9 protein-coding genes are annotated in these 13,747 nt (G+C 67.4%); all 9 read left to right on the top strand.

Features of this window, described 5'->3' with window-relative positions:
• Window positions 1-64: 64 nt before the first annotated feature.
• The 9 genes from eccD to YWM_RS0108595 all read left to right on the top strand — a co-directional run bounded on the left by eccD (window position 65) and on the right by YWM_RS0108595 (window position 13,468).
• On the top strand, window positions 65-1,501 hold the full coding sequence (gene eccD / locus YWM_RS22725; RefSeq protein WP_084612271.1) for a type VII secretion integral membrane protein EccD: 1,437 nt from the start codon (window positions 65-67) through the stop codon (window positions 1,499-1,501).
• Window positions 1,502-1,550: 49 nt separating this feature from the next.
• Window positions 1,551-2,897 carry a type VII secretion protein EccB gene (gene eccB / locus YWM_RS0108630; RefSeq protein WP_028850397.1) on the top strand — a complete coding sequence of 449 codons (1,347 nt, stop codon included), beginning with the start codon at window positions 1,551-1,553 and terminating at the stop codon, window positions 2,895-2,897.
• Window positions 2,898-2,911: 14 nt separating this feature from the next.
• Window positions 2,912-3,205: a hypothetical protein gene (locus YWM_RS0108625; protein ID WP_028850396.1), complete on the top strand. Its 294-nt coding sequence runs from the start codon at window positions 2,912-2,914 to the stop codon at window positions 3,203-3,205.
• Window positions 3,206-3,240: 35 nt separating this feature from the next.
• Window positions 3,241-3,564: a hypothetical protein gene (locus YWM_RS0108620; protein ID WP_028850395.1), complete on the top strand. Its 324-nt coding sequence runs from the start codon at window positions 3,241-3,243 to the stop codon at window positions 3,562-3,564.
• Window positions 3,565-3,746: 182 nt separating this feature from the next.
• The gene (locus tag YWM_RS0108615; RefSeq protein ID WP_028850394.1) at window positions 3,747-7,070 is read left to right on the top strand and encodes a hypothetical protein; all 3,324 of its coding nucleotides are present in this window, start codon (window positions 3,747-3,749) and stop codon (window positions 7,068-7,070) included.
• Between the two features lie 27 nt (window positions 7,071-7,097).
• Entirely contained in the window at window positions 7,098-9,995 is a 2,898-nt protein-coding gene (locus tag YWM_RS0108610) for a hypothetical protein (protein ID WP_028850393.1), read from the top strand.
• A complete protein-coding gene (locus tag YWM_RS27055; protein ID WP_043660249.1) occupies window positions 9,992-12,730 on the top strand; it encodes a hypothetical protein in 2,739 nt (912 codons plus the stop codon). The genes YWM_RS0108610 and YWM_RS27055 overlap by 4 nt, the downstream gene beginning before the upstream one ends.
• On the top strand, window positions 12,727-13,134 hold the full coding sequence (locus tag YWM_RS0108600; RefSeq protein ID WP_028850392.1) for a YbaB/EbfC family nucleoid-associated protein: 408 nt from the start codon (window positions 12,727-12,729) through the stop codon (window positions 13,132-13,134). The genes YWM_RS27055 and YWM_RS0108600 overlap by 4 nt, the downstream gene beginning before the upstream one ends.
• The gene (locus YWM_RS0108595) at window positions 13,127-13,468 is read left to right on the top strand and encodes a hypothetical protein (protein ID WP_028850391.1); all 342 of its coding nucleotides are present in this window, start codon (window positions 13,127-13,129) and stop codon (window positions 13,466-13,468) included. The genes YWM_RS0108600 and YWM_RS0108595 overlap by 8 nt, the downstream gene beginning before the upstream one ends.
• Window positions 13,469-13,747: the final 279 nt, after the last annotated feature.

The following is a 13,747-nucleotide window of genomic DNA, read 5'->3' as shown; positions in this document are numbered from 1 at the left end:
CGGCCGCCGGTGAACAAATGGGGAAGCGCTGAACCTTTCCCCAGCCGCCTTCCGTACAGGTGGCATGGCAGGCACACATGTGAATGCTGCGGACCCCGTGGCTCGCGCGGCCGCGACGCCGTCGAACGCGGGTGAGGTATGCCGGCTGACCATCGTCGGGCCGACCAGCCGCGTCGAGCTGGCGGTCCCGGTGCACGTGCCGATCTCGGATCTGATGCCGACCGTGCTCGGTCATCTCGACCCGGCGCTGGCCACCACCGGGCTCGGCCACGACGGGTGGGTGTTGCAGCGCCTCGGCGAGGAACCCCTCGACGAGAACCACGGCACGGCGGCCGCCGGCCTCTACGACGGCGACATCCTGTACCTGCGTCCCCGCGACGACCAGCTGCCGGTGGCCGACTTCGACGACCTGGTCGACGGCATCCACACCGGGTTGTCCAAGCGCAACGACTCGTGGCGGCCCGCGCTGACCAGACGTCTGTGCATCGGGCTCGCCGCGTTCTTCAGCCTGCTCGGGGTGTTCGTCACGACGTTCACCGGTACCGGCACGGCGATCGCCATCTCCGCGGGCGTGGCCGGGGTCCTGCTGCTCATCGCCGGGGTGGTGATGGCGAAGTTCGTCGAGGACACCGCGGTCGCGACGACGCTCGGTGTCGTCGCGATCGTCGCGGCCGGTCTCGCCGGTCTCGCCATGCCCGCCGGATCGGCGACCGTCACGACCTGGCTGACCGCTCCCGGAGTGCTGGCGTTCGCGGTGGCCCTCGCGGTGGCAGGCACCCTGGCGCACGCCGCGATCGGCGTCTCCCGGCCGTGGTTCCTCGCCGTGGCCGTCGCCGGTGTGTTGCTCACCGGTGGCACCACGATCTCGGTGCTGATCGGGCTCGACGGCGCGCAGCTCGGCGCGGTGATGACCGTGATCATGCTGATCTCGACCCGGATCGCCCCGTCGTTCGCCGCCTGGCTGGCGGGCTTGGCGCCGGAACCTGTGCCGCTCACCCCGGAGGAGTTCCAGGAGAACCTCGACCCGCTGCCGAGCAAGGACGTGCTCGACCGGGCCAACCTCGCCGACGAGTACCTGACGGCGTTCCTCACCGTGCTCGCCGTGCTCGGTGTCGGCTCGATGCTCGCGTTGGCGTCCGAACTCGCCTGGGCGCCCAGCACGTTGGCGGCCGTCGTGGCGGGCGTGCTGCTGTTGCAGTCGCGTGAGCTGAACGGCATGTGGCACCGGCTGGCCACGATGGCGCCCGCGCTGGTCGGTCTGGTTGCCGTGGCGCTGGGCTGGACCGCGCAGCTGCCGTTGCTCGGGCAGCTGGCCGTCGTGGTCGCGCTGCTCGCGCTGGCCGGCAACTTCGTCGCCGGCGCCATGGTGCTGCCGGGACGACGACTCGTCCCGCGGTGGGGCCGCTGGGGCGACATCTTGCACTGGGTGTTCGCGCTCGCGGTGATGGCGCTGCTGCTCGTGGTCACCGGGTTCTACTCGTGGGCCGCCACCTGGCTGTGAACCAGCACAAGATCGTCAGCCGTGTCTCGATGCAGAAGGGGAGGTGGCCGTGTACGACAGGCGTGAGCAGGTAGACGCGCACAAGTTCACTGCCGGACGGCTTCTTGCCGCCGTCCTGCGCACCGACCCCGACGCGCAGAACAGACCGCTTCGCCGGACCGCGGTCGGCGTCGCAGGTGGCATCGGCATCGCCATCGTCGTGCTCGCCGGTGTGCTGATCGTGACGTTCCTGCTCGGCCGCAGCGGCGACAGGTGGCGCGAGCCAGGGACGCTCATCCTCAACGAGGACACTGGCAGCCGGTACATGCTGATCGGCGGCCGGTTGCGGCCCGTGCTCAACCATGCGTCCGCGCGGCTGCTCGCCAAGGGCGAGCCGGCGGTGGAGACGGTGAATTCCGCCGACATCGCCGACGTCCCGGAGGGCGCGCCGATCGGCATCCCGGGCGCGCCGGACACCATGCCGCTGCCGGGCATCGCGGGCCAGCCATGGACGGTGTGCGCGGGTGTCGCCGACGGTGACCCGAAGGTCTCGGTCGCCGTGGGGGCGGCGACGGGCAGCCGTCCGTTCTCCCCGGACGAGGCGGTGTTGCTGCGCAACGGCGATCAGTTCTTCCTGGCCTGGAACGGCACGCGGCTGCGGATCACCGAGACGTGGGTGCCGCAAGCGCTCGGGTTCGACCCGAAGAAGGCGGTCTCGGCCGACTCCACGTGGTTGAACACGCTGCCCGCGGGCCCCGACCTGGGCGTTCCACCGGTGAAGCGGGGCGGCGCAGGTCCGACCATCGGCGGCAACGCAACCACCCGCGGGGAGGTCGTCGTCGTGCCCGAGGCCGTCGGGGACAAGTACTTCGTGGTCGACTCCGACGGGCTGATACCGGTCTCGGAGACCGTGGCGACGCTGCTGACGGCCAACCCGGCGAGCGAGAGCGCCTCGCCGCTCACCCTCACCCCGGCACAACTGGCTGCGGAGAAGGTGCTGGCCGGCCCGGCGTGGCAGGCGGGCATGCCGCCGAAGCCGCCGAAGGCGCTCGACACCGGGGCCGAGGTGCCGTGCGTCCGGTGGCAGAACGACCACACGACGCTGGTGGCCGCCCCCGGCCCGGTCGGTGCCCCGGTCAGCGATGCGGTCGGTATCAGCCGTGACGGCCGCGTGGCCGACGCGGTCGCGGTGGCGCCCGGCGGGGGCATGCTCGCCCGCACCCAGCCGGCGCCGGGCCAGTCGGGTGTCGGCATCTACCTCATCACGGAAGCCGGTGCGAAGTTTCCCGTCGCCAGCAGCGAAGCAGCTCAGGCGCTCGGGTATGCGGTCGAATCCGCCGAACCGGTCCCGGCGGAGCTGCTCGCTCTGTTGCCGACCGGTCCGGTACTCGACCTTTTCGAGGATAAGAAGAAATAGCAGAGGAGTGGCCAGTGTCGCAAAACACCGGTGGTGACGTGCCAATTCTGGACAACATCATCCAGAAGACGGCACTCGTGAAGCAGAACATGCAGGCGTTGGACCTGCAGGTGCGCAGCATCGGAGATCAGATCCCGGCGGTCGCCGATTTGGATGCGGGTCGGATTCTTTCCGACTCGGTGGGCGACTGGAACCAGCGATTCCAGCTGATTCTCAATCAGTTGGAAGAGATGAACGGTCGCGTGATCGGTGTGCGTAACCAGCTCATCCAGACCGGTTCCGACTCGGTCCAGACGGCGAACAGCTAAGCCGGGGATTCGGTCAGGACATCGAAAGGACTGCCATGACTTACATCAACGTAAACAATCCCGCGTTCGCCGAACTGAACAACCGGTTCATGAAGTGCGTCCACGAGCTGGGTGCCGAGCTGGACAGCCTGAACCACCTGTTGAACTCCAAGGAAGAGGCTCTGTTCGGCAACTCGGTCGCCATCTGGGAGAAGAATCAGCGCGAGTGGACCAGGCTCTACCTGGAGATGCTGGCCGACATCGAGAAGGAGGCCGGCAAGGCCTACAAGGTTCACGAGATCGTGCTGGAAGGCGACCGGCGCGGCCAGCAGATCATGCTCGGCAGCGCAGCCGACATGGGTTACCAGCTCAATCCCTGATTCGGTTCGTACGGGTATCGGCATTCCCATCAGCGGTGGCTGACGTTTCTTGGTAGCGAAAGGAGAGTTCGGTGGAGGGAACTGATCCGGAGCGGATCGCTCGCTCGCGGAAACCAGACGCCGAGTCGGCACATTCGGCTAACCCTCTGATGGGAATGCCGATGTCCCCTTATGCGAATCGGATGGCGGACCCGGATCAGGAGGGGTTCGCGACCGACAAGGTACCGGCGACGCCGGTGCAGGATTTCGCGGTCGACGGTGAGAGCACGCCCGCGGGCAGTATTGGTGAGACAGCGGGACATTTCGCCGAACTTGCCAACGAGTTCGACGGGATGTCGGACTTGTTGGACGAAGCGGCGGAGGAGTTCCACCGGCTGGCCGTCGACCACAAGAAGGGCACCGGGCACGACTTCTTCGGTGGTCACGGAGGTGGTGGGTCGTCCGGAGGCGGCGGTGGCTCCGGCAGGGGATCAGGAGACGACGACCAGACCGACCCGGGGGCACGGCAGCTGGCGCTTCGTCGCCGCCGGCGAGACGACGAGGACGGGCGCGACGACGAGCGCGGTTCGCGTGGCGACGACGACCACCGCGACCGGAATGAGCGTGGTTCGCGTGGTGACGACGACCGGCGCGACCCGGACGATGTGTCGGCGCGAGGTGAGGACAGCGACGCGGAGGACGCCGAAACCTTCGAGGAGATCTCGGACCAGTTCGAGGAGCTGGCCGATGACTTCGACGAGCTGGCAGTCAAGTTCGACAAGCTGGCCAAGAGGGCCGGCGACGATGACGACGACAACGTAAGGCAGACGTCGAACAGCGACGACGACTCCGACTCGCGGTCGAACCGTCGGGGCGACGACTCCGACTCGGATTCGACCGGGGACGGCGCAGGCGACGACGAGGACCTCGACGAGTTGTTCGAGGATCTCGCCGAGGACTTCGACGAACTGTCGGAAAAGTTCGACGAGCTGTCGGACACCTTCGACAAGCTTGCCGGGCGCGACCCCGACGACGACTCCGGCACCGGATCGGGCGACGACGAAGGCCGGGGCGGCCGCAACGATTCCAACGACCCCGACGACCCCGACGACCCGGACGACCCGGACGACAAGGGTCGGCACACCGGCGACGACGATCAGCCGGGCGGTCGCGGTGGTCGCGGAGACCATGACCAGCCCGGCGGCGACAGCGGCTCCAGCAGCAGTGGTGGCAACCCGGGTGCCGGTCATTACGGCAAGTCCGGCAACGGCGAGGGCATCAATTTCGCGGGAAACCACGGCAACGGCAACCGCGGCGACGAGGCCAACCAGTCACCCGGCGACACCCAAGGCGACGACGACTCGGACAACGGCTCCGACAACGACTCCGGCCAGTCGACCGGCAACAACACCGACGACGACTCTGACAAGTCGACCGGCGGCGACGACACCGGGAACTCCACCGGCGATCAGTCCGGCGGTGGTGGATCGGGTGGTGGCGGGGGCAACCCGGGGACCGGCCACTACGGCAGCTCCGGCGGTAACCCCGGCGGTGGTAGCGGCAATGGCTCCAATCAGTCGTCCGGCAACGGCAACGGTCAGGGCGACAACGACTCCGACAAGTCGACCGAGGACGACACCGACGACGACTCTGACAAGTCGACCGGCAACGACGACACCGGGAATTCCACCGGCGATCAATCCGACGGCGGCGGATCCGGAGGCGGGTCCGGCGGAGGTGGCGGGTCCGGCTCCGGCAGCGGCTCCGGGACGGGTGTCGGCTACGACACCGACACCGATTCCGACAGCGATACCGACACCGATTCCGACACCGACAAGTCGAACACGGGCGACAGCCACACGCCGGCCAAGACGTCGTACGGCGAGGAGGTTCTGGACAGCGACGGCAACCCGGTGGTCGACCCGGAAACGGGCGAGCACCTCTACGTCGACGACGACGGCTCGGGTGAGCCCGTCTACCGATGGGGGCCCTCGCCGGACGAGCTGGAAGCCGGAGAGCTTCATCAGCGGGAACTCGCGCCGGTGCACTTCACCGACGAGAACGGCAACCCGGTCGTCAACCCGGAAACCGGTGAGCACCTCTGGAAGGTCTACCTCCCGTCGAAGGACGGAGAAGGCGAACCGCTGCTCGACGCCAACGGGGATCCGATCATCGACCCCGAGACCGGGAACAAGTTCTACCCCAACTACGTGTGGGGACCGCCCCCTGGGTCCGAGACGCCGGACGGCGAACCGGTCGCGTCGCACGTCAAGCCGGATCCGGTGACGGCTGCTGACGGCACGCCGGTGATCAACCCGGACACGGGCGAGCACCTCTACCGGACGTACAAGCCGGCGCCGGACGAGGGGCAGACCGAGGAGCCGCTGCGTGACGAGAACGGCAACCCGGTCGTCGACCCGAGGACGGGCCAGCACCTCTATCCCACCTACACATGGGCGCCACCGCCGGGCACGTTCACCAAGTCGACCAAGCCGGGAGAGAACACCGAACCCGGTGCGGGCCCGCTGGGCGAGCCGATCCTGGACGAGAACGGCGACCCGGTCACGAACGAGGACGGCGACTACCTCTACAAGACGTACACGCCGCAGGACTCCGAGGGTCAGACGGACCCGCCGCTCATGGGGCCCGACGGCAAACCGATCGTCGACCCGGTGACCGGCAAGAACTTCTACCCCAGCTACACCTGGGCGCCGCCACCGGGCAAGGGAGACGGCGAAGGCGGCGGTAGTGGCACCGGCAGCGGTAACGGTGCAGGTAACGGCGCCGGGGACGGGGACGGCAACGGGTTCCCAGGAAGTGGATACGGCAGCGGCAACAACGAGGGCGACGAGGACAGCGAGAGCAAGGGCGACGAGGACGAAGACGAGGACGGCGAAGGCAGCGGCAAGGACGACGAGGACGAGGACAGCGACGGCAAGGACGACGACAAGGAAGACGAGGACAGCGACGGCAAGGACGACGACGAAGACAGCGATTCCAGCGGCAGCGGCGACGGCGAAGGCGGTAACAACGGCAACACGACCGGCGACCCGAACGTCACGTTCGACGAGGCTTCGTACCGCCAGCTGATGGCCGCCATCGATGAGCTGGAAAGCACGATCCTCAAGGCGATCTACAGCGACACGACGCACATTCACCTCGACAACAGCCTGCTGCTGCAGCCGAAGGGGCAGACGTTCGACCCGGCCGAGAACCTGAACTCGTGGGCCAACGAATTCGGCAGCTCGGTCAAGTCCAACACGAAGAAGCTGCAGCTGGCGTTCGACAAGTTCCATCGTGCGCTGGAAAACGCGGTCACCGTGTTCAACGACACGAACGACCTGGCTGCGTACACGGCTTCGGCGTTCACGAGTGAGTTCCCCGGGTTCGGCAGCAGCGGCGGTGGTGGCGGCGGCTTCACCGGTGGCGGTGGAGGAAACAACGACTCGAGCGACTCCGATTCGGCTTCCGACTCGGACTCGGACAACGATTCCGACTCGGACTCCGACTCCGACAAAGACGACTGACGGACGTTGAACTGGCGGTGAGCGACTATGGCCGAGGGGAATTCAGCGCCGGGAGGTGATAACCGCCGGCTGACCTTCTTCGACATCTTCAGCGAGGTCACCGGAATGGAGACCGTCGACCTCTCCGGTCTGCTGAAAAAGGGCAGTGGCAACGGCGAGGGCAGTGAGGGCTGGCTGTCGTTGTCGAACGCCATGACGGAATCCGGCAAAAGCAGTTCGGACGATTCGGACAACAAAAAGCCGGACGGCGGCTCGACGAGTAGTGCCGCGTACACCTACACGGCGTACGGCGCCGTGTGGATCGGCATCAACGCCGACTGGGAGCTGATCAGACAGTGGAACGACCAGATCGAAGAGATGGACAGCATGGTCGGCGATCTGCTGGGGGGTCGGCTCGGCCTGGTCGACATCACGCAGTTCTACGACGTGCAGATGGTGCTGGACGAGTACCTGGCCTGGCTGCGTTCGGCAGATGCGGTACTGCAGACCTGGGTCGACAAGCTGACCAGCGACGACGACTCGTTCAAAGGTAAAGCCGCGAACGTCATCTACCAGCACGTCAAGAACTTCCAGTTCATCGTCAGCGACATCCTCGAACAGATCGTGGAGGATCGCGAGACGCCGCAGAAGATTCTCGAACTCGCCAGCGCCCTGCAGTCCTTCATCCGGATGATGGCGACCGCCTGGTACACCGTGCGTGATGCGCTGTACGACTTGCCCGGGAAGCTGGTCGGCAACCTCGTCAAAAACGTTGCTTTGTACGTTCGGCAATTGGGGCTGGCGCACGGCGAGCCGAACTACCTGCTCGATCTCATCAATTATTCCCATGTCAGCCCGTGGGAGCGCGACTTCAAATCGGGGTTCTCGGCTGATCCGGCCAAAGAATATATACGCGGGGTGGTCGCCGCCTGGAGTTCGACCCACAATCAAGGCGCGCGCATCGCGAACTTCAAGATGAACAACGGTTTGGATGATTATTTTCGCGACATCTTCAGCGATGTCAGCAGTGTTGAATTCGATATTGTGAACGAGCCGTATGATCCCGTTCCCATCGCTCCGGTCAATGGCGTCGAGACCTTCCCGAAGATCACCGGTCCACTCAATTCGGCGGCAACGTGGCAGCAGGCCAATCGTTACATCAACGATTACATCGAGGAAATCATGGACTTGCTGCACGAGTCGGCACGCGAGGCGATGAGCTACCTCGAGGACTCCTACCTCAGCGCGAAGCCGAATTTGGCGGCGCTCGACGACCCGCAGCCGCTGGAGGGCGGCGGTGGCGGTGGCGGCCTCGGCGGCGGGAACGGCGGCGGCAACACCAATGTCGACGACATCCTCAAGGACCTGTTCGGTGACGGGGGCGGCGGCAAGACCAAGATCGACCTCAGCGGCCTCTTCGGCGACGGCAAGGGCAACAGCGATCTCGACGACCAGCTGAAGAAGTTGTTCGAGGGTGGTCCGAACGGTGGTGGTGGTCCGAACGGCAACGGCAATGGTGATCTGAGCGATCAGCTGAACAATCTGCTCAACGGTGGCGGGGGCCCGGGCGGTGGTGGTCCGAACGGCAATGGTGATCTGACTGATCAGCTGAACAATCTGCTCAACGGTGGCGGGGGCCCAGGCGGCGGTGGACCCAGCGCCAACGGCACCGGCAACCTGACCGATCAGCTGAACAACCTGTTCGGCAATGGTGACGGCCCCAATGCCAACGGCACCGGCAACTTGACCGATCAGCTGAACAACCTGCTCGGCCCCGGCGGCTTGCCGATCACCCCAGGTCCGGGAGGCATCGGCACCTTCAAGTCGCCGCTGGACAACAACGGCAAGCCGACACAGCTGTTCGACGCCAACGGCAACCCGATCCCGATGAACGGGGACGGCACCCTGAACCTGCCGTTGGACGCCAACGGCAATCCGTTGCCGGTGTTCGACGCCAACGGCAACCCCGTCGACCTGCAGCGGCTCAGCCCGCCACCGATGTACGACGCCAACGGCAACCTGATCCCCCTGGACGGGGACGGCACGCTGAATCTGCCGTTGGACGCCAACGGCAATCCGTTGCCGGTGTTCGACGCCGACGGCAACCCAGCCCTGTTCGACGCCGACGGCAACCCGATCCCGATCAACCGGGACGGCACCCTGGACCTGCCGTTGGACGCCAACGGCAATCCGCTGCCGGTGTTCGACGCCAACGGCAACCCGGTGGCCCTCGACCTCGGCGGAAACGGCGCCAACGGCACCGGTTCGTCGAACATCCCCGATCTGTCCGACCTGCTCGACGACGACCGCAACGAGTTCCCGGTCGGGGGCTTGGACGACGAGACACTCAAGGACCTGCTCAACGGCGGCGGCAACGGTTCGACGAACATCCCCGACCTGTCCGGCAAGCACGACCCGCCGAGCGCCTCGACGAACATCCCGGACGACCTGCGCGACCTGCTCGGCGGTGGGAACGGCAAGGAGGTCGCCGCCGGTGCCAATTTCCCCGCCGGGGGCGGCGGTGCCGGTGGAGAGGGCAGCGTCGGCGGCGACACGGGCGGCGCCGGCGGGTTCAGCGGCGAGGGATGGTCGAACTGGTCCGGCACCGAGCAGAGCCAGGGCGGAACGGGCACCGGCATCGGCGGCGTCGGCGGCCGCACGCCGTTCATGCCACCGATGATGCCACCGATCATGCCGCCGAACGGAGCGCAGCAGAACAAGGATCGCGAGCGGCAGACCTGGTTGTCCGAGGACGAGGAGATCTGGGGCACCAAGGGCGCCGCCACGGCGGGCGTCATCGGCCTGCCGGAAGGTCCTGAGGTGGAGAACGAGGAGCAGCGCGCGCCCACTCACGTGCACGTGCGCTCGAAGGCTCCGAGCAGCAAGGGCAAGGACCGCCAAACCCAGGAACAGACCGCGGAGCAGTCTTCGGAGGGGACGCGATGACGAGTCCGAACGGCGAACTGCCCCCGGTGGGCACGTTCGAGCACGCCCTGCGGATCACCACCGGGCTCGGCCCGAACCTGCAAGCCGTCCTCGACCGGGGTGCGACACCGGGCAAAGGGTGGTTCATCCAGGCCGGGGGAGACCTCGCGCCCGGGTCGGCGCAGGTCGACGGCGGCCCACGCGCCACCGGCTTCAGCTACCACGCGTGGGACGTGTGGTACGTCTCGGTCAACAAGAACCTCGAGGAGATCGAGAACTGGACCAGCGGCGTCACCGAGGTCGACGGGATGATCGGCGGGCTCGCCGCCGCCGACATCGGCAAGATCGATGTCAACTACTTCCTGAACACCAAGGAGCTGCTCGACGGCTACATCAGCTGGCTGGCGAGCGCGCACGAGACGTTGGCGCAGTGGGCGGGCCGGATCGGAGCGGGTGATTCGGCCTTCCACGGTCTGGCCGCGCACGTCATCGCGAACAGGGTGATCCAGCTCGGGACCACCGTGGAGGACCTGCACCGGCAGCTGACCACCGACAAGAACCCGCCACCGTCGCAGGCCTTGCAGCAGAACGCGGACGCGCTTTCCCGGTTCGGACGTGAGATGGCCGAGCTGTGGAACGAGTACAGCGGCACGCTGCACACCGCGGTGCACGACGCGATGGACGCCGTGGTGCGCAACATCTACCACTACATCGTGAACATGGGGTTGGACGTGTCGACGTCGAATCCCTACGTGCTCGACACGCTGGCGGAGAACGGCCGGGCGCGGGCGGAGGAGTACATCCGGACCGTCATCGCCGGATATCACTCGAACGCCGGCTCCGCACCGGAATTCCGGCGAGACGTCCGGGCGATCGCCGGGAGCTACCAAAGTCACGTGGTGATCGAGGAGACCGGTGAGTCGCGCACGTTCGAGCCCTATCCGCTGCCGGAGGGGATGGAGCCGTTCGGTGGTCCGCTCGACAGCCAGGCCACGTGGGACCTCATCAACAGCCGGATCAGCGACTATGTCCGCAAACAGATGAAGCCGCTGAACGAGCGCGCTGTCGAACTGCTGGACAATCTCGGCCAGGCCTACCTGGATTCGAAGCCGGCGTTCGTCGCGATCACCGACCCCAACACCCCGCTCGGGGGCAATCACGGCGAGAACCACGGCAGTGGCGGCGGCAACGGCGAAGCCGGAGGGAACGGCAACGGCCCCGATGGTGCCGACGGTGCCGGCGGCGAGAACGGCAGCAACGGCGACGGCAGGAACTTCGTGCCGCCGCCCGCGGACGGACACGACGAGGTCAACTTCGGACCGCAAGGCGGGGACGGCGAGTCCACCGGCAACGGCCAGGGCGGCCCGGACAACGGCAACGGTCAGGGCGACCAGGCCTTCGTCGAGCCACCGTCGGACGGCGCAGGCGGGGGAGACCGGTCCACCGGACCGAACGCGTTCGGCCCGGTGGACATCCCGAGCGCCAACGGCAACGGTGAGGTGAACCTCGGCAACGGCGAGGGCAACTTCGCCGGCGGCGGAGGCGGCCAGGGCAGCTTTCCCGGCGGAGGCGATGTCTTCGCTGCCGACTTCACCGGCGGTGACGGCGCGGGCGGCGCCGACGGCTTCGCGGGCGCGAACGGCGGGGACGGCCCAGCGGGTGCCAACGGCGATGCCGGCGCCACGGGCGTCAACGGTGGTCGGAGTGGGATGGGCACCGGCGTCCTGCCACCGTTCCTCCCGCCGGGCGGCCTTTTCGGCGGCCCGGGTGCCGGCACGTCGAACCTCATGGTGCCGCCGTCGATGCGCAACAACCTTCGTGGTGGGGCGGCCGACGACGACGGGTCGGTGATCGTTCCGGACGAGCTGCTGTTCGCCCCGGAAGAGGAGGGGGACGACGCCGAGCCGACCGATCTCGATTTCGGCAACGTCGCGCCGGAGTCCGCCGACGGCATCGAGGAAGCGGCGGTGCCGGACTCCGAAGCTTTGCTCAAGGGCCTCACCGGATCGGGCCGACCGGACGGTGCAGTCCATGTGCCGGGGTTGACCGACCAAGGCAGCTGGACCGGCGGTGACTTCGACGCCCTGTCCGAGCAGGCCATCGACCTCACCGCTGGGCCGGACGGCACGGGCCGCGACTCGACCGTGCTGCCGCCCGGAGGTTCGCTCCGCGCGCCGGAAGCCGGGGAGAGCGTCTTCCCGAACGGCGGCCTGGACGGCGACGCGCTCGGTCTGGGTCCCGACCACACCCCGATCCACGCCTTCCAGGGGCAGGGGTGGGCCGAGTGGTCCGAGGACCTGCCGGAGCAGCTGTACGACGGTGCCGAGACGGGTTCCGGCAACGGCCGCGACCCGCAGATGCCGATGTTCCCGATGATGCCGCCCGGCGCGGGCATGGGCGGCGCGGGCGCCGCGAGTGCAGCAGGTGCCAACGCTGCCGGCGTCGGCGCGCGCGGCTCCCACCTGCCGTTGATGCCGATGACGCCGGCCGGCGCGCCCGGCGGCAGGAACCGGGAGCGTCAGCGATTGACCTGGCTGTCCGAGGACGCCGAGGTGTGGGGGACCCACGGCAACGCCCGCCTCGGAATTCTCGGGCTGCCCCAGGAAACCGGCGCGGATGCCGAGGGCCGGGAGGTTTCGCCGGACGTGTACGAGCCGGTGGCGGTCCCGCACAGCATGGCGACCCCCGACGTCGCAGGGGACGAGAAGAACGGCGAGCAAGGAGTAGTCGGTAACCAGAGAAGGGACCAGTCGTGACTTCGGAGAACCAGCGAGAGGCCTTCCGGCTGGCACTGGACGAGCTGCGGGACAAGAGCAGCTCGTTCCAGCAGACGATGGCCGAACTGCAGCAGATCAACGAGAAAGCGACCACCAAGAACAGGCAGATCGAGGCGAGCGTCGACTCGGCGGGCCGACTGACCAGTTTGACGTTGCGGGGCGATCGTTGGCGTCAGATGCCGGCCAACGAACTCTGCACGAAGATCATCGAGGTCGTCACGCGGGCGCAGGACAAGGCCGTGGCGAAGATGAACGAGAAGGTGAGCGGGTTCCTGCCGGGGTCCATGGACCTCGCGGACATGCGCAAGAGCGCGCCGGATGTCGACGCCGTCATCGAGGACGCGATCGCGAGCGCGGAGAAGTGGTTGAACCGCTATGAGTGAGAACATCACGGTCGACACCGAGCTGCTCCGCGATGCGCTGAAGTTGCTCGGCAAGTATTCCGACTTGTTCGCGGACGCCGAACGCAACGTCAGCTTTTCGGTGGCGGACAACCTCGAAACGGCGGGAAGGACCGAACTGGGCAAGGTCTACGCCTCCGGGATCAGGCCAGGCGCCATGGGTCTGCAATACCTCCTGCGGATGCTCAAAGAAATGCTCGAAAGCGCACACGGCAACGGGATCGACGCGACGACGTACCTGGAGGGCGTCGAGAACATCGTTACCGGCATCGCCCGCGGCGGTCGCGGTGGCGGCGGCGGTGGTGGTCGCCGCTGACGGACGCGTTGTCCGGACGGGTGTGGAACTGGCAAGAACCTGCGGCGGCCCGACGGCCGCCGCAGGTTCTTTGTTCGGCACGGGTGGGCTGGTGGTCCTGCTCGCTCGTGGCCGCGCATCGACGGGCGCGGGCGAGCCGGGTGAACAAACGTGAAACGGATGAACTGTTGGCGCCCCGGCGTCCGTATTGGGGGTATGGCAGGGGCGAACGTGGACGCGGCGGGCGACGCCCGCGTCGTGGCCGGACCCACCGCAGGCTCGTTCTGGGGGAGCCGGCGG

This window comes from Thermocrispum municipale DSM 44069, assembly GCF_000427825.1.
Lineage (GTDB): Bacteria > Actinomycetota > Actinomycetes > Mycobacteriales > Pseudonocardiaceae > Thermocrispum > Thermocrispum municipale.
The sequence above is the reverse complement of the archived record's forward strand: the minus strand, read 5'-3'. Positions and strand labels throughout refer to the sequence as shown.

What these genes read in the sequence shown, in the direction of transcription:
- eccD (WP_084612271.1), top strand. Translation starts at nt 65, where the DNA reads ATGGCAGGCACACATGTGAATGCTGCGGACCCCGTGGCTCGCGCGGCC.
- YWM_RS0108620 (WP_028850395.1), top strand. Translation starts at nt 3,241, where the DNA reads ATGACTTACATCAACGTAAACAATCCCGCGTTCGCCGAACTGAACAAC.
- YWM_RS0108615 (WP_028850394.1), top strand. Translation starts at nt 3,747, where the DNA reads ATGGCGGACCCGGATCAGGAGGGGTTCGCGACCGACAAGGTACCGGCG.
- YWM_RS0108610 (WP_028850393.1), top strand. Translation starts at nt 7,098, where the DNA reads ATGGCCGAGGGGAATTCAGCGCCGGGAGGTGATAACCGCCGGCTGACC.
- YWM_RS27055 (WP_043660249.1), top strand. Translation starts at nt 9,992, where the DNA reads ATGACGAGTCCGAACGGCGAACTGCCCCCGGTGGGCACGTTCGAGCAC.
- YWM_RS0108595 (WP_028850391.1), top strand. Translation starts at nt 13,127, where the DNA reads ATGAGTGAGAACATCACGGTCGACACCGAGCTGCTCCGCGATGCGCTG.